This window comes from Pedobacter sp. R-06 (genome assembly GCF_049913135.1).
GTDB lineage: Bacteria > Bacteroidota > Bacteroidia > Sphingobacteriales > Sphingobacteriaceae > Pedobacter.
Window position 1 is genome coordinate 1,945,969 of the sequence record NZ_CP183977.1, and the last position, 22,913, is coordinate 1,968,881.

General features: G+C 42.5%; 24 protein-coding genes. 18 read left to right on the forward strand and 6 right to left on the reverse strand.

The features are described 5' to 3' along the window. Positions 1-13 precede the first annotated feature (13 nt). Positions 14-3,268 (forward strand): SusC/RagA family TonB-linked outer membrane protein, encoded by a 3,255-nt coding sequence (locus ACN9MR_RS07910; protein ID WP_426329068.1) that lies wholly within the window; start codon positions 14-16, stop codon positions 3,266-3,268. A 17-nt stretch (positions 3,269-3,285) separates the two neighbouring features. After that, positions 3,286-4,653, forward strand: coding sequence for a RagB/SusD family nutrient uptake outer membrane protein (locus tag ACN9MR_RS07915; protein WP_426329069.1), 1,368 nt, complete (start codon positions 3,286-3,288; stop codon positions 4,651-4,653). Positions 4,654-4,712: 59 nt separating this feature from the next. On the opposite strand, the gene ACN9MR_RS07920 is transcribed toward ACN9MR_RS07915, so the two are convergent. The 4 genes from ACN9MR_RS07920 to ACN9MR_RS07935 form a co-directional block, all read right to left on the reverse strand. Continuing rightward, positions 4,713-5,090, reverse strand: a complete 378-nt coding sequence (locus ACN9MR_RS07920; protein WP_426329070.1) for a hypothetical protein — start codon at positions 5,088-5,090, stop codon at positions 4,713-4,715. A gap of 119 nt (positions 5,091-5,209) precedes the next feature. Further along, a complete protein-coding gene (locus ACN9MR_RS07925; RefSeq protein WP_426329071.1) occupies positions 5,210-5,638 on the reverse strand; it encodes a MauE/DoxX family redox-associated membrane protein in 429 nt (142 codons plus the stop codon). A 112-nt stretch (positions 5,639-5,750) separates the two neighbouring features. Next, the gene (locus ACN9MR_RS07930; RefSeq protein ID WP_426329072.1) at positions 5,751-6,335 is read right to left on the reverse strand and encodes a hypothetical protein; all 585 of its coding nucleotides are present in this window, start codon (positions 6,333-6,335) and stop codon (positions 5,751-5,753) included. 195 nt (positions 6,336-6,530) lie between these two features. Further along, positions 6,531-7,655 (reverse strand): hypothetical protein, encoded by a 1,125-nt coding sequence (locus ACN9MR_RS07935; RefSeq protein WP_426329073.1) that lies wholly within the window; start codon positions 7,653-7,655, stop codon positions 6,531-6,533. 297 nt (positions 7,656-7,952) lie between these two features. Here ACN9MR_RS07935 and ACN9MR_RS07940 point away from each other — a divergent pair, with 297 nt between their 5' ends. Both ACN9MR_RS07940 and ACN9MR_RS07945 read left to right on the forward strand, forming a co-directional pair. Then, positions 7,953-8,228 carry a helix-turn-helix transcriptional regulator gene (locus tag ACN9MR_RS07940; protein ID WP_426329074.1) on the forward strand — a complete coding sequence of 92 codons (276 nt, stop codon included), beginning with the start codon at positions 7,953-7,955 and terminating at the stop codon, positions 8,226-8,228. A 537-nt stretch (positions 8,229-8,765) separates the two neighbouring features. Beyond that, the gene (locus tag ACN9MR_RS07945) at positions 8,766-9,164 is read left to right on the forward strand and encodes a hypothetical protein (RefSeq protein WP_426329075.1); all 399 of its coding nucleotides are present in this window, start codon (positions 8,766-8,768) and stop codon (positions 9,162-9,164) included. A 344-nt stretch (positions 9,165-9,508) separates the two neighbouring features. Here ACN9MR_RS07945 and ACN9MR_RS07950 read toward each other — a convergent pair whose 3' ends face one another. Next, positions 9,509-10,279, reverse strand: coding sequence for a TlpA family protein disulfide reductase (locus ACN9MR_RS07950; RefSeq protein WP_426329076.1), 771 nt, complete (start codon positions 10,277-10,279; stop codon positions 9,509-9,511). Positions 10,280-10,343: 64 nt separating this feature from the next. Further along, positions 10,344-10,796, reverse strand: coding sequence for a hypothetical protein (locus ACN9MR_RS07955; RefSeq protein ID WP_426329077.1), 453 nt, complete (start codon positions 10,794-10,796; stop codon positions 10,344-10,346). An 858-nt stretch (positions 10,797-11,654) separates the two neighbouring features. Here ACN9MR_RS07955 and ACN9MR_RS07960 point away from each other — a divergent pair. From ACN9MR_RS07960 to ACN9MR_RS08025, 14 genes are all read left to right on the forward strand, one after another. Continuing rightward, complete coding sequence (locus ACN9MR_RS07960; RefSeq protein WP_426329078.1) at positions 11,655-12,029, forward strand: hypothetical protein; 375 nt, start codon at positions 11,655-11,657, stop codon at positions 12,027-12,029. A 1,429-nt stretch (positions 12,030-13,458) separates the two neighbouring features. Continuing rightward, on the forward strand, positions 13,459-13,956 hold the full coding sequence (locus ACN9MR_RS07965) for a plasmid mobilization protein (RefSeq protein ID WP_426329079.1): 498 nt from the start codon (positions 13,459-13,461) through the stop codon (positions 13,954-13,956). 264 nt (positions 13,957-14,220) lie between these two features. Next, positions 14,221-15,348, forward strand: coding sequence for a relaxase/mobilization nuclease domain-containing protein (locus ACN9MR_RS07970; protein WP_426329080.1), 1,128 nt, complete (start codon positions 14,221-14,223; stop codon positions 15,346-15,348). Between the two features lie 19 nt (positions 15,349-15,367). Next, positions 15,368-16,006, forward strand: coding sequence for a ParA family protein (locus tag ACN9MR_RS07975; RefSeq protein ID WP_426329081.1), 639 nt, complete (start codon positions 15,368-15,370; stop codon positions 16,004-16,006). Positions 16,007-16,015: 9 nt separating this feature from the next. Further along, positions 16,016-16,372: a hypothetical protein gene (locus ACN9MR_RS07980; RefSeq protein ID WP_426329083.1), complete on the forward strand. Its 357-nt coding sequence runs from the start codon at positions 16,016-16,018 to the stop codon at positions 16,370-16,372. Next, positions 16,369-16,686, forward strand: a complete 318-nt coding sequence (locus ACN9MR_RS07985) for a hypothetical protein (protein ID WP_426329084.1) — start codon at positions 16,369-16,371, stop codon at positions 16,684-16,686. The genes ACN9MR_RS07980 and ACN9MR_RS07985 overlap by 4 nt, the downstream gene beginning before the upstream one ends. Before the next feature lie 2 nt (positions 16,687-16,688). Continuing rightward, positions 16,689-16,985 (forward strand): DUF4134 family protein, encoded by a 297-nt coding sequence (locus ACN9MR_RS07990; protein ID WP_426329085.1) that lies wholly within the window; start codon positions 16,689-16,691, stop codon positions 16,983-16,985. Positions 16,986-17,053: 68 nt separating this feature from the next. Then, a complete protein-coding gene (locus tag ACN9MR_RS07995) occupies positions 17,054-17,362 on the forward strand; it encodes a DUF4134 domain-containing protein (protein WP_116250748.1) in 309 nt (102 codons plus the stop codon). A gap of 2 nt (positions 17,363-17,364) precedes the next feature. Beyond that, complete coding sequence (locus ACN9MR_RS08000; RefSeq protein WP_426329086.1) at positions 17,365-17,673, forward strand: plasmid transfer protein; 309 nt, start codon at positions 17,365-17,367, stop codon at positions 17,671-17,673. After that, positions 17,651-20,104: a TraG family conjugative transposon ATPase gene (locus ACN9MR_RS08005; protein ID WP_426329087.1), complete on the forward strand. Its 2,454-nt coding sequence runs from the start codon at positions 17,651-17,653 to the stop codon at positions 20,102-20,104. Before ACN9MR_RS08000 ends, ACN9MR_RS08005 begins: the two co-directional genes overlap by 23 nt. 29 nt (positions 20,105-20,133) lie before the next feature. Then, positions 20,134-20,796, forward strand: coding sequence for a hypothetical protein (locus ACN9MR_RS08010; RefSeq protein WP_426329088.1), 663 nt, complete (start codon positions 20,134-20,136; stop codon positions 20,794-20,796). Further along, positions 20,793-21,458: a hypothetical protein gene (locus ACN9MR_RS08015; protein ID WP_426329089.1), complete on the forward strand. Its 666-nt coding sequence runs from the start codon at positions 20,793-20,795 to the stop codon at positions 21,456-21,458. Before ACN9MR_RS08010 ends, ACN9MR_RS08015 begins: the two co-directional genes overlap by 4 nt. After that, a complete protein-coding gene (locus tag ACN9MR_RS08020; RefSeq protein ID WP_426329090.1) occupies positions 21,455-22,126 on the forward strand; it encodes a hypothetical protein in 672 nt (223 codons plus the stop codon). Before ACN9MR_RS08015 ends, ACN9MR_RS08020 begins: the two co-directional genes overlap by 4 nt. 5 nt (positions 22,127-22,131) lie before the next feature. Continuing rightward, positions 22,132-22,911: a hypothetical protein gene (locus tag ACN9MR_RS08025; RefSeq protein ID WP_426329091.1), complete on the forward strand. Its 780-nt coding sequence runs from the start codon at positions 22,132-22,134 to the stop codon at positions 22,909-22,911. The last annotated feature ends 2 nt before the right edge of the window (positions 22,912-22,913 follow it).

Here is a 22,913-nt window from a genome sequence, read left to right on the forward strand (position 1 = left end):
GATGATGGGATTGATGAACAAATATTCGTGGAGGTCCGCTATTTCTTTAGGTGCTTTTTTGCTGATGTTTTTTCTGCAGGTTTCCGGCGCATTGGCCCAGGTTGGAGGTAGCAGGCCTAAGGTCAATCTCGCTGTGCTTAAGGGGAATGTGTTTGCTCCGGACCTCAGTAGGGTGCAGATTTTTATAAGGGCGAAATCCAGTATCAGTACATCAGCCGATTCGCTGGGGAATTTTTCAATTCCGATCAGAAAGTTTCCCGATACGGTTACGATATCGGCCTTTGGCTATTTTACCACAACACGGATCATCAGAAATCTCTCGGATGCCGATCAGCCCGTAAAAATCAGGCTGGTGCCGGATATAAAGGATCTGGGGCAGGTTGAGATCAATACAGGTTATCAGAAGGTGCGGCCAAATGAAGTAAACGGTACGGTTTCAGTGGTGGATGAAAAGCGGCTTAATGCGCGGACGGGGACGAATATCCTTGAACGGATTATTGGGCAGTCTTCGGGTGTGCTGCTGAATGTGGGCAAAGCAAACGGTAACCCGCAGAATAAGACGGGTATTTCGGTCAGGGGGCTGGGTACAATCAATGGCCCCTTGGATCCGCTGATTGTGCTGGATGGGTTTATTTATGATGGAGATATTGCCAATATAAATCCGTTTGACATTGAAAATATATCAATTTTAAAGGATGCTTCTGCTGCCTCCATATGGGGCGCCAGAGCGGGCAACGGTGTGATCGTGATTACTTCCAAGAAAGGCCGTGTCAATCAGGCGGCAACAATCAGTTTTACTGCAAATGCTACTCTGAGGGCGCTACCGGATCTTATGAAGGTTTCACAGATGAGTTCCGCTGATTATGTAGCTGTAGAAAAACTGCTTTTCGATAAGGGTTTCTTTGATAGCCAGATCGCGACAGGATATCAGTCGCTGACACCTGTAGTGGAACTTTTGCTGGCCGAACGGTCAGGGAAGATGAGTTCGGAACAGGTTAACCTGGAGTTGGAGAAGCTAAAAGCAGTGGATCTGAGGAGGGAATATCTTGATGAATTTTATACCAACGCATTGACGCAGCAATATGGTGTCAATATTAAGGGAGGGAGCCCTAAGCATGCCTATACGGTTTCAGGGGCTTATGATCATGTCAGGGAGCAGAATTTTGCACGGTCACACCGGTATAACTTGAGGGTAAGTGACGATTTTAAACTTTATGAAAAGTTGAGTCTTTCTACTAACCTATATATAAACTCGTCAGGTTCAGTTTCAGGTGCGCCGGAATATGGGGTGCTGGCCTATGCCAACCGCCAGCCGCCTTATGTCAGGCTGCGGGGGGAGAATGGGGAACCGCTCCGCTGGGCACAGGTTTACAGGCCGTCCTTTACGGATACTTTGGGTAGGGGAAGGTTATTGGACTGGAATTATTTTCCTACCGAAGAATATAAGCATGTTTATAATACTTCGTCCAGACGGGATATATTCGGAAGCCTTTTGCTTAAATACAAAATATTGGATTATCTGAGTCTGGATGTGAGTTATCAGCACGAGAGCCAGAGTTCGAAGGTTTCCTATATTGCTGATGCGGAGAGTTTTTATGCACGGAACCTGGTCAATTCTTTCAGTCAGATCATTCCTTCTACGGGCACGCTGAGATATAATATTCCACGGGGGGGAATGCTCCGGACTACGGACGAGGAGGTGAGTTCGGCAACAGGTAGGGTGCAGGTGAGTTTCAATAAACTCTTTGGTGTTCATTCCCTAAATGTAATTGCCGGAACTGAAGCTAGGCAGAGTGATACCAGAGCTAATGCCAATATGTTCTATGGTTATCAGGAAGATCCGCTGAGTTTTGGGAATGTGGATTATACGGGTGTTTTCCAGGATTTTGTTACGGGAAATTCAATGCAGATCGGATCGGGGGATGCGCTGTCGAGTTTAAAATATAGGTTTATTAGTATGTATGCCAATGTCGGTTATACCTACAAGGGAAAGTATACGTTCTCGGGCAGTATCAGGCGGGATGGTTCGAATATTTTCGGGGCGAATACCAATAACCGTTGGAAACCGTTATGGTCGGCGGGTTTGGGCTGGACCGCTTCAGATGAGGGTTTTTACCCTATTGACTGGCTGCCTGTGCTGCGCATTACAGGGACATTTGGTTACAGCGGCAATGTAGATCTGACCAGAACGGCGTTACCTGTTGGTGTTTATGGTACGAATGCGGTTTTAGGACTACCATTTGCCAGGATCCGGAGCATCAATAATCCTGATCTGCGGTGGGAGAAACTCTCTCAGTTTAACCTCACGTTGAATTTTGCTTCAAAGGGGCAAAGGTTAAGTGGTGCGCTTTCTTACTTTCTGAAAAAGGGAACGGATCTCTATGGACTGGCTGATTACGATTATACGACCTGGGGCAGTGCTCCCCAGCTGATGAGGAATGTTGCAGATATGAAGGGTTATGGGATAGATGCGGAGCTGCACGGTAAGAATGTATCAGCAGGTTCGTTCAACTGGAGTACGGATCTTTATTACAATTTCAACAGAAGTAAAACGGTGAAATATCTGGAAAGGAATATAAACGCCCTGGCTAGTTTATTGGGCGCGGGTACGTCGATCAATCCGATAGTGGGTAAACCGCTCTATGCGATTTCTGCCTACAGATGGGGAGGACTCGATGGTTCTGGAAATCCGCAGGGGTATCTCAATGGTAAGCTGAGCACAGATTACGCGGCGATGCTGAACGAGGCGAATCTGACAGGAGGAAATCTTAAATATTTCGGTTCAGCATCACCGGAGCATTTTGGCTCGCTGGTCAATACCTTCAGGTATAAGTCTTTTGGCCTTTCCTTTAATATTTCTTACAGGCTGGGTTATTATGCAATGAAAAAGACCATTGAATATTCTACGCTGGTAAATTCAGGGATCGGACATGCTGATTTTGCCGATCGTTGGCAGAAGCCTGGGGATGAACTGCTGACTACGGTTCCGGCATTTATCTATCCGCTGAATACGTCCAGGGATTCTTTTTATTCAGTAGCTGAGCCCAATGTGATACGGGCAGATAATATCCGGCTTGAATATGTGAATTTCAGCTGGCTGGTAAATACAATAAAGTGGAAGTTCCCTTTCCGTAACCTGGAGTGTTTTCTGAATGCTGCCAATCTTGGCCTGTTATGGAAGGCTGACCAATCTGTTGCCGATCCGGATTTTCAGAATCAGATTTTGGCTACTAAGGCTTACACACTGGGTGTTAGGGGTACGTTTTAACCAAATAATGGATGAATATGAAAAAAATATATGTTTTGTTATCTATGGCCGTGTTGACTATGATAACATTTGCCGGTTGCAAGAAATACCTGGATGTCAAGTCTGATGCGAAGCTGGTGGTTCCTGGCACCATTGCTGATCTCCAGGGGATACTCGATGATGCAACCCTGATGAACCTGGCCAGGACACCATCTTATGGGGAAAATTCCTGTGATGATTTCTTTTTGCCAAAAGTAAATTATGATGCAATTTCTGAAAGGATGCAGGATATCTATCGATGGAAAAAAAGTCCCTATCGTTTTGCCAATGACTGGTCGACCGCTTATCTGCCGATATATAACGCCAATCTTTGTCTGGATCTCCTGGGTGGTATTTTACGGACTTCGCAAAACGGGAGAGACTGGGACAATGTTAAAGGCTCGGCACTGTTTTTCAGAAGTTATTATTTCTATTTTCTTACTGTAAATTTTGGGGCTGCCTATGATGTGGCGGGTTCTCCAACTGATCCGGGTATTGTGCTTCGGCTCGTTTCTGATTTTAATGTCAGATCGGTTCGGTCCAGCGTTCAGGACTGCCTGGACAGGGTGATCGTCGATACAAAAGAATCTCTTTCATTGCTCCCGGAGACGCCTTTGAACCCGTTGCGACCGTCCAGGGCAGCAGCTCTTGCGCTTCTTTCAAGAGTTTATCTTTATATGAATGATTACGAACATGCGGCGATGTATGCTGATGAGTGCCTGAAAATAAAAGGAGGCTTAATGGATTATAATGGGGATCCGGATATTATCGGTTTAGATCAGAATATCCCTTTTAGGAGGTTTAACAAGGAAACGATATTTTATACTGAAATGTATGCTGGTTTTGGGTTGTTGAATACAACCAGGGCTAAGATCGATACTGCATTATATGCCTCGTATTCCGCTAATGATCTCCGTAAACGGGCGTTTTTCCGTGCCAACGGGCTCTATCAACAGTTCAAGGGAAGTTACAGTTCCAGCGCTACCGGTTTTTTCAGTGGTTTTGCCACTGATGAACTTTACCTCACCCGGGCGGAAGGAAGGGCGGTTGCGGGAAACCTGAGTGGGGCGATGGATGATCTTAACCTATTGTTAAGGTCAAGGTGGAGGAATACCATTGCCTATGTTCCTGTTGCTGCATCTAATGTGGAAGATGCACTTGCCAGGATCCGCGCTGAGCGGCGGAAGGAACTGCTGATGAGGAATATCAGGTGGTCTGATATCAAGCGGCTGAACAAAATAGGAGCAGGGATCATTTTGAGGAGGTCGGTCAATGGAGCGGTATCTGAGCTTTTACCGAATGCGCCTTTTTATGCGCTTCCTTTACCGGATGATATCATAGCGGAAACCGGTATCCCACAGAATTGAATTTAGGTTTAGTTAATGGCAAGGCAGGGCCGGATGGCCCTGACCTTGTTAAAAGCTGGTTAAAAGGTTTTATTTACATAAACAGCTGATGGATCATCGGAGCCAGAAATATAGTATCTGCTTGAAGTTGACTCAAGGGCCTGTAAATCGGCTTCTGTCCTCAAAGTACTGCCTGATAGGTAGTCGGAATCAATGGTTACAGAACAGGCAACTTCAGGCTCGCTGTCACATCCGCCTGTATTCGGGGTTGTGTTCCAGTTGCTTTCAGTGGTCACGTTGGCCTGACTGAAATCCGGGCCGTGATAATATACCGTTACAGGTATGCGTTTACCGCTTTTGGCAGCGGTAGGGGTTTTGAATGCAGATTGGGTAACCACCAATGTAATTCCGAAAACTAAGGCTAAAAAGCCTGACGAGATTTTTTTTAAATTTTTCATGTTAAAGTTGTTTTTGACATTTAGGTATTGTGGCGGTGCCACTTTAATTTAAGTGATTGATTGTTGCTGAACCTTTCGGTCTGGGTCAGGTACTTTACTTCCCTGAACGTCCCGGATACTTATACGTGCCGTGGCCTCCTTTCTTTAATTATGGATAAACAGAGTGCAGTCATATTGAGGGCAAAAAAGAATAGGTTGAAGATCAGATGGTTTCTCCAGCTTAAAGCTTTGATGATGCCCCCACAGCTGCAGGGTATTTTTGGGTAATATCCGGTAAGGACCAATAGGGTATAAACCGTAAAACTGCCTATTATTATCAGGGATAGCACTAGACCAATCCTTAAGGTTCTTTTGATACAAAGCAGAACCGCGGTAAAAACCTCCAAGATGGGGATTGTATACTTTAAAATACCGGTTACAAGGGGTGAAAAATTTTGCAGTGTAAGCTGGTGTTCAAATGAAATGAAGTCCAATAATTTTGAGCCTCCGGTATAGATCCAGAGGATTATAAGCAGGCCTGAAGCGAATTTTATAATAGGTTCTTTCATTTTTTTTCTGATTACCGATCAAAATTGAGCATACCCAGACTGTTTTAAGGTTCCTGCTTAGGAACAAATGCATATCGGGATTTAGATTTTAGTTCGTGAGGCAGAACTGAGGCTATTTATTTTTGAAGTATTTATTCTTCAGTGTACTGAGTGTATGGGCATGCATGCCAATTGAATCGGCTATATCTATCGATGGGGCCAGCTGAAATATATTTGGATGGAGTTTTAACAATGTGGCCAAGCGGTCATCTGATTTTACATTTTTGATGTCGAAGGCCAGGTGAAAAAGTTCTGTGAAATTATTTAGGGTAATTCCTTCGATCACTTTGTGGAATTCTGGGAATAGTTTGTAAAGGTTGTGGAGGTGACCGGAGGGGATCGCTATCAATATAGTTTCACCGATGGCGGTTGTCTTTAACTGGAAGTCTTCCTGGTTCCTCTCGAGGAACTGTGGCAGCATCATGCCTTCAAAATGGAAAAGCAGTAGGGATCTTCCTGGTTCAACCTTACTTTCCAGTTTTGTTTTTAATGTCCCTTTACTGACGAACATCAGTGGGTAATCCTTCCAATGTGATGTTTCAACCGCGTTATTGTCCGCTAAAAAGATCTCCCTTAAAACAACTTTTAAATAAGCCCTTAATGGGCTGCTCAATGGATGGTATCCGTTAAGTTTTGCGTAAAATGATTCGTAATCCATGTTTTTAAACCCAAATAAAAAGGATTTTGATGCTTGGTCAAGTGGTGCTTTCTACCACCCTGTACCATCCTTGTTATAATGCATTATAAAAAGTGAATTTTTGGATTTTCAAAAACCAGGTTTATGTGAACGGCCGACACGGATAAATTATGGGGTAGGAGAATAATTGGCAGGCCGTGCTGGATTTACATGGAATTAGTATTGACCTTGAGCTTTGGCAAGCATCTGGGCGAGTTTATCGCTTACAATACCGATGTCAACTGAACTTGGAACGTAGTAGCCGTTACTGAAACTCTTCTCTGAAATTTTTTCCGTTTCTGTTGTGCTGACGTGTGCGATGACGTATTCATGTACCCTTTTGGCCTTGCGCTCGGTTATGATACCCGCTTCTACCGCCAGGAATATCAGGTAGGCCAGCTGTTTTACCGAAAGTGAGACTTTATATTTAGAATCAAGTATCCCTGAATTCATCAGTTCTGAGTTCAGGAAATCAAGTTGTTTCATAAATTCCAGTTCAGATTCAAGCACCTGGAGCAGTGAGCGGTTTATCTGGGGCAGAAGAGGGTTATAGGAAATAGTGTTTTCAATTGGAACCTGGGAGATCTGCTTTTTCAGAAAGATCAGTTCCCTGAAATGTTCTGAAATGGTAACAGAATCCTTAAGTTTTCCGTTTATATTTTGTACGTAATATTCAAAGAACCTGGGGTGGTTAAATTCCCAGGAAATCAGGTTATTTATCAGTGTCTCCTTTGGTATATGCTTTTTTATGTTCTTGTGCAGATAATCAAGTAGCTGGTCGCTGAATGCTAAATGCCGAAAGCGTGGTGGATCTTCCAGTCTTAAATATAATGCATCTGACAATATTTCGATAAGTTCCTGGTCTATATTGGATTTTTTAAACAATGAAAGATATCCTTCAATTGTTATATCAAGTTGTTTCACATGATCTGAAATTGTCTTTTTGGTCAAAAGGGTGTTATGATCAAACTGGTCTCGGAAATAAGTATGTATGTGCCAAATGATCGTTTCTATTCCGTTTAACATTAATTCAAGTAGCTTTTCCTGATTGCCGGTCAGGGCCTCTTTGAATGAAAGAATATCCTCTATTTCCTTTGCCGTCCGTGTTAGGGTTCCGAGCTGAAAATGGATAAAATCGGTAAAGGTGGAAATGTCATGAGGTTGGTAGGTATCTATCTTTTTGATTATTCTTTGAGTTTCTTCCCCTATGCCTGTTTGCGCTGTTAAATCGTCATCATCCAGATCTAGGTTGTTGTTGATGAGATAGATAATCTGTCTAAAATAATCCAGTTGAAAATCCATTTTTGAAAATTTAGGAGGCGTTAAGTTTCTCCTAAATTTAGTTGAGGTAATGTTTTTCGGGAAATAAACTACACTGGCCGTTATCCTGAGGGGATGAATAGCGTTATTGCCGTGATAAATTTATCAGGTAAGGTTTTTTGATGTTAAAATAGACTGCCTCTTATTGCCTGTAAAAATGGGGTGGTAATTTTTACCACCATATTGCAACTTGACACATTGGGCATAGATTATTCTTTTTGCATCAACTGTTTATTGTATCAAAACCAGATTTTTCTATCTGATTTAATGGAAATCACTATGGACAAACTTAATGCTATCCTGGACGTTTTGCTCAAAATTTATGAACTTATGCAACTGATATATACTAAGTCTTATGGTCAATTAAAACTGCCGGAAGATCAGATGCTGACCCGGCTTGAGGTGATGGAGTATCTGGGAATAAGTGAAAGCACTTATAAGAGAAAGGTAAGAAAAGGGATTTTAAAACCTAGCAAGCTTCCCGGTGGGGACAGGTTTTATAAAAGCGAGCTGAGAGATGAGTTTTTAGAAAGTAAAAGAAGGGGAAGGGTCTGATCGGTAAGATTAAACGTGAGATTCCGCTATTATTCACTAATACCCATAATGAATCTATGATGATCCAACGAATTATTGTAATGTCGCATGCTCACTAGCCAAAAGTCCCGGGTTCTTATTTATACCTTTACAATACATGCCTATATTAGAATAGCTAGTGTGTTTAGTTAATAGAAAATCTGGAGAGATCTTGAAAAAACAAACCCGAAATCGGAAAGAGTGGTTTAAGATTATCGGCAGAATTCACTCACTGTGTGAGCTCAACATATAAAACATAAGTGTCAATTTGCCATATGATATTGATTGGCTCATTTTTTTTCCGGATGCAACTGGTGCTTTTGCGTATTTTTTTTAAATAGTTCATTAAAAAGCCTACTTTAGTTAAAAGAAGATATCATGAAATAATTGGAAGATATTGTGAGATTCAATGCAAGACTTTCTAGCATTAGTACGGTATGTGTATTTTTTGTGTCAATACATTATTGTTTTGGGCAAATACCAAATCCGAATTTGGTAAAAAGTTATACAGGAATTTGGATGGGTACAATTGTTAAACAAGATAAATCCCAGAAGCCTGTAGAAACTTTGTTTTGGCGTATCCATAAGATTGACATTAAAAAGCAAGAAATTGAACTCACCGAATTTGATAGACATTTTTACAATTCAGAAAAAATAGTCGACCCCCAAAAAAATGTTCGGAAGGGGGGGATACATAATGGGTATCTCTGGATTGAATTTGAATACGGCTTGGGTAAAGTTGTTCGCGTTCACCTCCAGTTGGTCGCACGGAGTGACCTAATTTATTTAAAGGATAAAGACTCACAAATTAATCTTCCTTATTCTTTTTCCTTGGCAAAGATTAGTAATGATACCTCTTATTATGTTAAACCAAAGGGAGAAGTAAAAATAGGGATTATAAAAAGAACAGGAATATAATGCAATTCAATAATAGAAAGCTAATTCCTAAGCCATTTCCTTTTATCTAATTAATTTATCATTAATAGGCTCTTTGGCTAACAAATAGCCTTGTTGACCAATGTTGAACATGGATTATAAAACATTTCGTTCAATTCTTAGATAATTTTGAAGTTTAAAAAAAGTGTTCTTACAGCAAAGAATTGAATATCTTTTGAAGAAATATTTTTACACAATATTTTATCTTAGCTGTGCTTACATCCCACTGTAAAAGATCCACTCTAAATAGTATCTAGGTTAGAATATGGCGAAATTAAAATGGTTTCTGCTGCTCTAGGTTACTTCTGTTTTCAATATGTTTCTAACTACAGGGTTTTTAGCAGCTTTTCAACCTCAGCGTACTGTAGCGTGAATTTCCTGATCTTGCCATCCCTGCCAATAATCAGATGTGAAGGGAATACCTTGGTACCGATAGAATCGATCATGTACTGGTCGGCATCTGCTACGGTTTGATATTTGAATGTTACCTGCTTAAGGAATTTATTTAATGGTTCGGCTTTGTTTGATGCAAGACTAACAAAAAGTATGTCCTTACGGTCCTGGTAGCGATCAACTATTTTATTCACTTCAGGCATTTCTTGTACACAGGCGACACAGCCTATAAACCAGAATTTCATTACAAGAATTTTTCCCTTGGTATTTTGGTTGTTGTATTTGTGCCCTGCTAAATCTACAAATTCAAATTTTGGTGCGGGCTTGCCGACGAGCGAAAGTTGAAAAAGACCCTGACGGGCCTGGTCTATCAGATAATATTTTGGCGAGTCTTCAATTAGCACGTTAATTTTGTGCAGCTGATATGAGTTTTCACCTCTTTGGGATTTTAGCCTTAAAGGTAAGTAACTGCCGGATAGTACTTCGTTGAGAAATGTTTGCTTATCCATCGATTTTCCGTGTGTGTCAAACGCACTAAAATCAGAGTCAAAATTGACGTATTGCATGATATACTTTGAGATCTGATCACTGCCCTGAAGAATACCTGCAGGCTGAATTACTGGGTTCAACTCTTTTTTGCCGTTGCATCCCAGAAATATAATAATCGACAGGGTATAAAAAATGTGCTTGAAAGATGTTGTCATGTCATTGGATTGTTTGAAGTTAATTATTTTTTTGTTAAAGGGGTATACTTTTTTAAAAGCCTTTTTAAAAGCGTACTTTCTTCAGCGATAACGTCAGCGGAACCAAACATGCTTTTTTTATTTTAGCTTTCTTCATGAATTTTTCCATTGTGTGTTTATCCAAACTTATTTCCCCAACAATAAGACTGTCGTGATAAAGACTATCTGAGATGGTGGTCAGTTTTCCCTGGAGTGTTCCGTATTCATTAGAGGGATAACTCTCAAGTTCGATAATTGCCCGGCTGCCGAGTTTTAATTTTGTAAAATTGGACTGTGAGGTTTTGAATCTCGCGGTATTTTTTTTATCGATGGTTATATTGGCTTTAATGATAACGGGATATTTGACGAATGAACCAAATACTATTATCGAGGCCAGTGCGGGCATTTCGGCAAATATGTACGCGCGTTTCCCATTTATGCAGGCGCCTTCTTTCGCTCCAAACTTTACGCCCTGATCTTCAGATCGGGATTTCTTCACACAGCAGTTCCAATAAAATTTCTAAGTTTAGAGCAAATTAAAGCCCAGAGCTAAAATCGATACGTGGTAAGATCTTGCGTTCATCAGATTGAGTTTAAGCGCTTCAGAGCGCCTTTCTGATGGATTTTCGGTTTCATCCGAAGGATGACGGAATGCTGATCTAAAGGAAAGCGGGAAATGAGGACCCTGAACGGGAAACCGTGAAGCGCCTAGGGGAAGAAGTAAATTTGCAGCCAAGCCGCTATGCATTCAGAGGGAAAGGAATGACTTAGCAAAAAATCCGGCAGCAAGATTCGCGTACAGTTTGGAGCGAAACGGACTGTACAGATTTAGTGAAATACGCACACTGATGGCAATCTATGGATATATACAAGCAGAAAGAAAACCGATACCCTTTCAAGGATCCCCGTATTGCCAGCAGCTCTGTCCATAATTAAGGCTTATGAAAACCATCCCCAATATATTGTCAAGGATACTTTGCTCCTACTGATGAGTAACCAGAAAATGAATGCGTATTTAAAAGAAATTGCAGACAAGCATTTAATAATATCAGTTAAGCGTCAAAATGCCTGTTAGGACTTATTTTTTTAGGTTGTATTTTAAGTTGTCAAATAAACGTTGAATTAAACGTCTATCATTCGTTATGATCTCAGCTGTTCCCTTTAATTCCGCTTTAAACTCCAATTCTCTTCCATAATTTGTTTTTAATTGATTTGGAAAATCAACCAAGATCATGTAAGTATCAACTTCTGATTTTTCTGTTTTTGTGGTATTGGTAGTTAGTGAGATTGATTTAACGCGCCCCGTTAATGATCCATACTCCAGATACGGGTAGTTATCAAGCTTAATTATTACCTCTTGCCCTGGTTTAATCTTGCCACTTCCCTGAGCAAATTTTCTGAAGAGCTTGAAGGAAAGTGGTATGGGCAAAGGCAGGCATTAGGAAGCACTTATCAAATTGCAATGGCAAAAGTGTTGGAACAAGAACGTAGCCAGCTTCCTAAAAATGAACAGGTAAATCTTATTTTTAGGGGTGACCGGCTAATGATGGAACCCCGAGATAGGGAAAATACGATTGTTGATTCTGCTAAATATAGAGTGAGTGCTGACAGTATCTTAACCGCGGGACACTATAAAACAAAGATTATGAATATAACCAAGGCTAGCCTCATTCTTTATTCAAAAGACGAATTAATTCTTAAATCGCTTCGGATATTTACCCGACAAAAATGAGGTTGGCGTAATCAATTTGGTTGTGAATAACTTTCCTTGATTGATATTTATCAGGAATTCCTGTTTATTTCATAAGGGTCCGTAAAAATATTATTTATGCGGGCCTTTAATTTTTACCTACCGGCACTTGCACCTATTTTTTGTATAACATAAAAGGATCTCTGGCACAAAACTGCATTAACTGGGTTCTCTAGCTTTGATGACACAGGGACAAAATCTATACAACTTTTTAATGCCTGGTAGTGTGGACGCAAAGCGAGTAGGCTTATAGCGGCCATGTCCTAAAAAATAACTTAAATTTTATGTAGTATTGTGCGGTCTTGAAATCGTTGAAGTATAAATCTTGCCTATGGACTCCATAATAACGTGCTAAATACTGCCTAAACGATGATATTTGAACTATGTGAAATACCAATGTGATCAAGTAAACCATATTTCGGTAATAAATCCATTGCAAAGCATTGAAATCCAAACTCTCTTTTTATTGCAAAAATATCAGTCAATTACCATCTTTACGTATTCATTTACAGCCGAGTAGTAACAAAAAAATAGTGAGCATTTGGTGAGTGTATTTAGTTGTATTTAATGTATTTATTATAGGTGGTTATGGAATTTGGGTCAGTCTTATCCGGTCCATGCACTCACCTGGGCTACAGATCTCTTAAGCTAAAACTGTCAGAATCGACACTATTTTTGGTCTTAAACTAGGTCAATTCAGAAAGAGGTACTGATCTTTTATCATTTTAGGAAATAGTAATTGGTCTGTCCCTGCCAAAAAATCTAATATTCTTCTTTTCATAATATTCCACTTTCGGAAATTCTGCCTTCAATGTTGTAGATGTTGGGTCACTTTAGGCTCATACTGCGACCAATTCAGGCCATTTCAGGCCAAAAATTTCATCACGCTAAATTACTGGATACGTTTGGTCAATGAAACGGGATAACCTGTTTTAGGACTAACTGAATAACAAGCTTAAAATTACCTGGATCCATGGTGCTGTCATCAAAAATGCGGTTCCAAATGATCAAGTAAAGGATTTTCTTTTAAAAGATAGTCTTTTATGCTAACGAGAGTAGATAAGTGCCATGCACTTGTTCTTTGAAATTGTGGGATGAAGCATTATTCCGTGAGGAACGGAAAATTCTTGCGAAGTTGAGATCATTTCAATATGACGAAAGCGCAGAGGCAGGCGACGGCCAGGTCCGTATGGACTTACGTGAGTAATCCCGGTATACCTAATTAAAGATTTGTTTTTTTTGTTTTTAGTTTAGGCAGGAGGGGCCATTCGGCCCCTTTTTTTATGCCCTGATTTTTTATCGTTCAGGTACAGGAAATTGGCTCAATATTATAGAAGGGGCTGCCAATAAATACTTAGATTTTTTTTATACTGGCAAGATGTCTTTTTGTCGGACAATAATCCGGGGGATTATGCCCACAAAAAGAATCTTGCCCCAAAGCGGAGCATTTGGGGATGAGAAAACTCGCAACTCGTTTTCTCTTTTAGATGATATCGGAATGGAAGAAAGGAAAAAGCAGGTCGGACGGCCTCACCTGAAAAACGGTAAGAGAACCAGAAAGATAAGTGTGCGGTTTTCGGAGGAAGAATTTAGTTCTATTGTATCCCTTGAAAAACTTCTGGGCTTAAAAAAGACCGATATCATTAGAAAAAGGGTGCTAGAGGTCAACGTTCAGTTAGTTTTTGATGGGCGTACGGTTTTGGAAAGTATTGACCAGATCGGACTTGAACTTTCCAGAACCGGAAATAATATCAATCAGCTGGCTAGGTACGCCAATATATTGAACAAGCAGCGGGTACTCTCGCCGGTAATCTTTACCCGGTATAATAAAGAACTTGATAAACATTCGCTGCTGTTAAAAAGTCTCAATATGGAAATCAGAAGAATGTTGAGGTTGATGCGCAGCTAAGCAGCTATGGAGTTATGTAGTTAGGTGCATAACGGGTTATGCTGTTTTAGTATTCAATTGTTACACTGTTATATGTTTGCGGGGCTCAATCGTTAGTTTGGTAACCAGTTTGTTCGCTACATAGATTGCTGGTTTTGAATATAGCCGGAAAGTTGGATATACCGCTAATTGGTTGCGGAGGGAACGGTAAAACAACGGAGCCGATTAGGTAGCTTTATTATAATCCCGTGATCTGCTGAGCAGGTTGCAAAGTCACTCAGCTATATGATCGTAAAGATACTCAGCTCTTCTGCAACTTTTGCCGGAGTAAGATACAACCATGAGAAGATGCGGTATGGAAAGGGTGAACTTTTGAAGGTACGGAATTTCGGTAGCCTGATGGGGATACACAAGGTCGGGCCACAGGATTATGTTAATTACCTGAGGGCGGTATCTGTAGTAAACAAAAGGGTAAGTAAACCCCAGTTCCATGCGGTAATCTCTGCAAAGGGAAAAATGACATCGAAACAGGAGCTTTTGGATACCGCCGAAAAGTGGATGGCGGAAATGGGCTACAGTGACAATCCCTATCTGGTGATCTTTCACGACGATACGGAAAATAACCATGTACATATCGTATCGACCAGGATCGATAAGGATGGCAGAAAGATCTCTTCAGCCTTTGAAAAGCTTCGCTCAGTCAGAGCACTTTCTGCTCTAGGGAAGCGGGAGCAAGCTGATATAGCAAAGCTTGATAAGTTGCTCGGTTACAATTTTACTACTGTTGCACAGGTGCGTACCCTTTTGGAAAGATCGGGATTTGATGTCCGGTTTGAAAAAGAAAACCTGGAAGTGTCTCATTGTGGAAAGTTGATTTCAGTATTAAGGACAATAGATCTTGAATCTAAGTTTAGGGAACAGGGCAAGGATAAAAACAGGTGCAGGCAGCTAAAAGCTATCTTTTCAAAAATCCTGACCGAACGTTTGTCCAATCCTGATCTTCGTTCTCCAAAAACCGATGTCAGATCAGAACTGCAAGAATTTTCAAGGATGGTCAAAAATAAAACAGGCGCTGAACTGATCTTTCACAGCAAGGATGATAAAATCCCTTACGGTTACAGCATCATCGATCATTCCAATAAAACGGTGATGAAGGGTTCGGAGGTCATGCATCTTCGTGATATTATTGCGCTGTCGAATTTTGATCATCAAAGTGATCTAAGGCCTCCGGAGTACAGGATATCTCTTACGGATCCTTCAGTTGAAGTCAATTATATTCTTTCCGGCTTGGAGGGTGCTGGTTTCTATGAAGAGTCAATCAGGACGCTCGATCTCCAGGAGGACATCGATGATGAGGCCATTCTTGGCCGCAACCGTCAGCGTAAGGGCAAGGCCCGTACAAATACCCGTTAAATTTTAAACCTTTTTTATTATGCTAATTATTATTGGAAACCAAAAGGGAGGGGCAGGGAAAAGTACGCTCACCCTTTTACTGGCCAACTTTTTAACGCTGGTCAAAAAGCGGAAGGTGACCGTTATCGATATGGACTATCAGCAGTCGCTTGCGCAGAAATATGAAAAGGCCAAACTGGCTGAAACGCCTGAACACTATGAGATCATTGCCGCTGGACTGGAACATTTTCCTTCCATGTATACCGTGCTCAGCCAGAGCAGGGAACATATCGTGATCATTGACCTGCCCGGGAAATTAGATGATGACGGGCTTATTCCGGTATTCAGCTCCGCGGATCTGGTACTGTGCCCGTTTTCTTATGACGAGTTCAGTTTCGATTCAACCGTTCTTTTTTCGGTAGTGCTGAAGAAAATCAATCCTTCAGGACACCTGGTCTTTATCCCAAACCGCGTCAAGGGAAATGTCAGGTATGATACGGCTACTGAAGTAGAAGAGCAGCTTTCCAGGTTTGGAAAAATAACTGCTCCCATTTCAGACCGTGTGGATTTCCAGCGGACCGACACCGCTCAGACCCCTTTATCCCTTTTTCCGGTCATTGTTCCTGTATTTGATCAGATCTATGCAGATCATATCGAAGCAAGCGCAGTTACACCTTAAAATCAGTTTATGAAAGCAGGAATCAAAACTTTGGCCGATGAAATCAGGAAAAGCATCAGGCCGCCTGAAATTATGCCTACGAATAAAGACCCTGTTGCGGGTGCTAAAGGTGCGGGCAAAGAGGGGAAGGGGATCAGGAAGGAGCTGGAGATCATCAACCTGATCAGGGCGTTTGACTGTTCGGGTAATACCCATATGCTGCATCCCAGGCTGAACAAAAGGACGGTGCAGCTGCTCAACAGGTTAAAGCTGGCTTCGGGCCTGGATATGAACAGGGTAATTGCCTTTGCCCTGCACCGGTTATTTGAGCAGCATCCGGAGATCAAAAAATTTATTAAAACATCATTAGAAAATTTTGAACTATGAGCTGGATACAATTCTTGTCCTGGATGCTGTGCATCTATGCATTTTATTATTCAGGGCTTATCGCTTTCGATCTGTCAAGGAATAGGAAGCTGACTGATACAGAAATCGGAAATGAGACTACAGTGGTCATTGATCTTCCCGAGCCTGAAAAGGTATCGCTCAAAGAGATCGAAGATGAAGAGATTGATTATTTCCTGGATGATGAGGAACTGGAAGAATCTCCGATCGTATTTTCCGGAGGGGTTTCCATCAAGGAACTTTTTGCCCTGGCGCGTTCCGAATCTATAGAGTATACATCTTCGGTATCCTTCTAGCGATGAAAACAAGATGTTTGATGTTCATGGTCATCTGTACGTTGACCTGGACGGCGGCCTATGCCCAGCCCGGAATCGCAGAAATGGGAGAAGCGAGGAGCTTTATCAGGGAGTCGTTTTTTTCCATGATGGACCTCTCATTCGTGTTGGCCGCGCTCATCTCGATCATTGGCGCAGTCCATGTATACCACAAGATGCAGATGGGCAAGGATGTGAGTGCGGATATTCCGGCATGGTTCTTTTCCGCGCTGTTCATTATCGTCATCCATATCGTGCTGGTGCACGTCTTCGGACTTTGAGCCGAATTAGTTCTGACCGCTGATGGCGGTTTTTTTATTTCTTAACCATTCAATTAATTCCCAATCAAATGAAAAAGATCAAAAATTTAAGGTTTATTATTTTTTTATATCTGTGTACGATCAACGGATATGTTATGGCGCAGAGTGGGGTGAACGGCCTGAACACCGCTACCAGTACGCTTAAGACCTATGTAGATCCGGCGACCAATATTGCACTGGTGATCGGTGGACTGGTCGGCATCGTAGGTGGTATACGTGTGTATTCCAAGTGGAACAGCGGAGATCAGGATATCAACAAGGAGCTGATGGGCTGGGGAGGTTCCTGTCTCTTTCTTGTACTATCTTCCCTTATCGTTAAGGCTTTTTTCGGGCTGTAACAATGGAAAGGCTTTTTCCGGTCTACAGGGGGCTACAGCGGCCGCTGACTTATAAAGGTTTTAAGGGACGTTTTATTTATTGGGGTGTGGGAATCCTGCTGCTTTCGTTGGTGATAGGTGCGCTGATCATGGCACTTGTTAATATGTATGTGGGAGCGGTAATTATGCTTACCCTGATCATAGGCGGTTTTTTCTACATCGGTATCTGCCAGAAAAGAGGCCTGCACAGCAAGACCCGTTCAAATGGGGTTTATCTCCAGACCAACCATCTTTCAAAAATCAATCTTTATGGTAAGACAAAAAGAATTTAGGGTGCCCTATCTGGGTATTGATATTGGTGCGGAACTCGATATTTTATATGGGCTTAACGGGGAGTTTTCTGTGCTGATCGATATTACCAATCCTGTACTCAGGTTTAGTGGCGATCCCGGGGCTTACAATAATTTTCATGAGATTTTCACCAGCCTGGCAAGGATTATTGGGGAAGGCCACGTGATCCAAAAGCAGGATATTATCTATAGGGCCGAATATGAATATAAAGTTGCAGATGATTATCTCCAGGACAGTTATAACAGGCATTTTGAAGGAAGGGCATATGTAAAGCTCCAAACGGTTCTGACCATTACCAGGCAGGTGAAAAAAGGGGCGTTTTTTGTGCACGATAAAAAGTCGCTGGCTGAGTTTAAGATCACGGTTGCCAAGGTTATCGGGATGCTGGACACATCCGGAATGGAGCCCAGGGTACTAAGGGAAAGAGAAATCAACCTATTTATCATGAGGATTATGTCCATGCAGTTCGGTGAGGAAAGCGTTTCATTGGACAATTATCATCCTACGGATACCGAAGTAAATATCGGAGCACGTTCTTTCAGGTCTGTGCCGCTGATCAATATCGATCAGGTCGATCTGCCTGCACTGCTACCGACGTTTGGAAAGCTATCGGATAAAGAAAGCCTTAAGGGATTTCCTACAGATATCCTTTCATTTCTTTTTAAAGTGCCAGATTGTTCCGCTATTCTGTACAACCAGATCCTCGAAGTTCCATCGCAGGCAATGACGGTACGGCAGATGGAGCTTAAGCGGAAACGGCACAGTGGGATTCCCGATCCTGCGAATAATCTCTGTGTGGAGGATATCTCTTTGCTACTGAATGAGGTGGCCAGGGACGGCAGGTTACTGATCAATGCACATTTTAATATTATTGTATGCGCTGAAAAACCGTTGCTGAACAGGGCTTACAATTATATTGAAAGCGCGCTGTTCCGTGCCGGGATCATTCCGAGCAGGAATGCCTATAACCAACTGGAGCTATTTAGGACGGCGCTGCCGGGTAATGCAACCGAACTGCGGAAGTATGACTGGTTTCTGACGACTGCTGAGGCGGCGATATGTCTGTTTTTAAAGGAGAGCCTTCCCAAGAGTGAGCAGTCTGGTTTTCTTGTCCGTTTTACCGATAGGATGGGTATACCGATAGCGATGGATCCCGCGGATCTGTTAATGTCTTCCGGAAGGACTACCAACCGGAATAAATTCGTGCTCGGTTCGTCCGGTACCGGTAAGTCTTTTTTTATGAATTCACTACTAGAGCAGTATCTATTGTACAATATGGATATCGTGATTATTGATACAGGTCATTCTTATTCAGGGCTGAGCCAATATGCTGGTGGCAGGTATATCACTTATAGCGATAACAGTCCCATAACGATGAATCCTTTTGTTATTAGTGAGGAAGAGTACAATATTGAAAAGAAGGAATTTATACTGGTTCTGATCCTCGTCTGTCTAAAAGGGCCGGAAGGTGATGCGAGCCAGCTGGAAAGGGATGTGATCTCTGAAGTGATTACTTCTTACTATGCAAAATGGTTTTCGATGGGAGAATCTTCAGGGATCAAAAAACTCAAATTTGATTCTTTCTATGCTTATGCAATGGAAAAGATCCCAATGATCATGAAGGAGGATAATGTTCCTTTTGATTTTGAAGGTTTCCGTTTTATCATGCGCAAATTCTGCACTGGTGGAGAATTTGGGACCATACTTAATGAAGATGCGGATAAATCCCTGTTAAATGAGCGGTTGATCGTGTTTGAAATTGACAGTATTAAGGAGAATGCCTTGCTTTTTGCGATCGTCACGCTCAATATAATGGATATTTTCATCCAGAAAATGAGATACCGCAATTTTCAGCGGAAATCATTGGTCATCGAAGAAGCATGGAAAGCGATCTCATCGCCCTTGATGGTAGGTTTTCTGATCTATGTCGATAAAACGGTCAGAAAGTTCTGGGGGGAACTGATACTGGTGACCCAGGATCTTGCAGATGTGGTAGGGAATGCGATAGTAAAAGATACGATTATAAGCAGTTCAGATACGGTGATACTGCTCGATCAGGCCAAATTCCGGGATAATTACGATGAGATTGCAGCAATGCTCTCTATTTCCATGAGTGAAAGGAACAAGATTTTTAGTGTTAATCAGCTGGACAACCATGAGGGTAGAAGCCCTTTCAAGGAAGTATATATCAGAAGGGGGGGCGTTGGCGAAGTTTATGGTGTAGAGGCTTCGCTTCCCCAATACCTGACCTATACCACCGAGAAACCTGAAAAACTAGCGGTGGAAAACTATCTTTCAAGGTTCGGTTCCTATTCTGATGCGCTCGAAGCGTTTATAGGCGATTTTAAAAGTTCCGGGCTTTCCCTCGGGGATTTCGTTAAACAGGTCAATTCGTCCTCGTCTGGGCAATAAAGAAATATTTTTTTAAAAAACTGATGATCATGAAAGCATTATTAATGATTTTTTGTGCACTGTTATGCGGTGGCATAAAGGCACAGACCCTGTATGTGGATCCGGTGACCTCTGCAGCTATTGCAGGCCATTCGGGAATTATCAACAGGCAGTTAGACCGTACCAATGACAATCTAAGCCTGATTTCAAAGGGACAGCTATTGGTAACCGGACAGCTTGTTGTCGTGAACGATATGCAGGATAGGATATATCGGGGGCTGACCAAGGTATCGGCAATACTCAACAACCTGATGTCTGTTAAGGAGATTACCGATATCGGTCTCGATATCATTTCTGATGTAGAAAAGGCTGTGGAACTTGGGAAGTCCAATCCGGTGCTGTTGCTCTTTGCAGAGCAGAATGCCCAAGAGTTTAGGTCGAGGGCGGTGAGACTGGGTTCAGAGGTTGGGGCCTTTGTCCTCAAGGGCGGAAGGGATAACCTGATGGATGCCGGAGAACGCTCGAAATTGCTGAACCATATCGCTGCTGAAATGCGTATCCTCCGGGGGACTTCTTATGGAATGCACCGGGCTATGTACTGGGCAAAGATGCGGGGGATTTTCGCTTCGCTCAATCCCTGGTCCGGCTGGGTCAATATGGATGTCCGTATCGCAAACGATATTTTGTCGGGCGCAAAATACTTAAAGAGATGAGGGGGCTGGTTCTACTTTTGGCTTTTGTTCTGTGTTTGCACACAGCGCGAGCCCAGCAAAAAGCGCTCAACATTCCGACAATCCATCAGCTTGTTTCGGATTCCAAAAATGAGCATGAGCGGCAGTCAGAGGCGAGGGACAGGCAGGCGGTCAATACGGTTAACGAAGAGGCGAACAGAACATTGCTGGCAAAGTTTAAAAACAGTTTCCGGGAATTGCAGTCTCGTTTCGGTATTGTCGGTACCGCAATCGATGCGCTGAATATCGGAAGTCAGGCAGTGCCAATGGTCAGCCAGATCACGCGAGACCAACATAGGTTATATGAACTGACGGGGAAAAATCGTTACCTGTTGCCGTTGGTACTCCAAAGTGAGATTGATCTGTTGGAGAGATCCCGTGACCTGGTCTATTTTCTGGCTGGGCTTACTGCCAGTCTTGGTGCGGTGAATCAGATGAAAGCTTCGGACAGGCGGATATTGTTTGACCATGTGCTCACAGAGCTGTCCGTTTTGAGGAACCTGGCAGCCGCCCTGGTTCGGAGCCTTGAATACGGAAGCCTTTCGGGTATGATCAAAAGGGCCAATCCCTTCTCGGGGTATATTGATATCGACCGAGCCATTGTGAAAGATATTCTTGAAAACGCTAAATACCTGAAAAAATGAAACTGATATTTTATGTGATGGTTTTTTGTATGTGTCCGTTTTTCCTCCTGGCACAACGGATAGTTTTTGATGCCAGGCACCTGGCCACTGTAAATGAAAATGCGGTGGTGAGAAATGCAGCAGAGATCAGCCATAACGAACTGCTGGGCAAGATCAATAAATCACTGGACAACATCAATCTAAATACTTCCAGTGTGGTTATGGCCCAGAGCATGATCTATTCCTCGCTGTCCAATGTAAATTCAGCGCTTAAAAATGGGATGGCTTTACGCGATATGTATGCAGTATGTGAAGATATTATCGGTTATAGTAGGGAAATGGGAAAACTCGGTCTGAATGAACCTTATCTGTTACTGTTCAGTGAGCAGATCGTCAAGGACATTACAAGGCGGAGTGCCCAGATGATGACCGAAATATCAGGCTTTGTGCTCAAAGAAGGTCAGGATATTCTGATGGACTATAACAGTAGGGATAAATTGCTGGCAGGGATCAGGGCTGATCTTCAGATCATACGTGGCCTGGCTTACGGCGCATGGAAGGCAATGTACTGGGCAAAGGTGAGGGGAGTAATCAAGTTGCTCAACCCATTTCAAGGTTTTATCAACCGTGATGTACAGATCGTATCTGATATTGTTACCAAAACCAGGTATTTAAAGAAACAACAATAAAGCACATGAAGAATTTATTATTTATAAGTATGATGCTGCTGTGTATAATTACTACAGCGCAGGCACAAAAACAGATCAGGGATGAAAGTATTGTCAACCAGCAGGAACGCATGGTGTTTAAACAGTGGGACAGAAAAAAGTTTACACCCACTTCCGGCTTTCTGGGCCTTAATCCATATTACTGGTTGACCTGGGGCCTTCATCCCAACTATCCCAAAACAGATCTGCGTCCATTGGGGCCGGCAGGTACTCAGACCCAACGCCTGAGCGCAGTGACAGGAATGCAGCAAACAGATAAAAATTATGAGCTGCAGTCTGATACCTTGGCGCAGACTTCGCTTTTACAGGTTGCAGGAATGTCCGGTGTGCTTTCAGCCACTGATCCCTTATGGATACTGTATTATTCCCGGCAGCTTAAGGGCGTAACGGATTTTGATCCCGGGCGAGCGCTTGCGGCTGTTCCCCAGATTGCAAGGGAGCAGGTTATTGCTGACGGTAGCTTAGACTGGTACACCCGTGAGATCGCTATCCTTTCGGAAAGACTGGAAGCGGCGCGGACAACAATTCTGGAAAGGGGAGCGAGGATTTTATCCTATCATAGGCTGCTTGCGGAATACCGAAAGATATCGGCACTATGGGGTGATAAGGTGATTGCGGCTGCCCGTGAACCTGCAAGGGTCGAGGTAAGGCAGGAGCTGAGCAGTGAGGAAATGAAGATAGATGGCTGGACACCGGAATCAGATGTCAGGACGGCAAAAGAAATCCTTAATAAGAGAAAATATTAAAC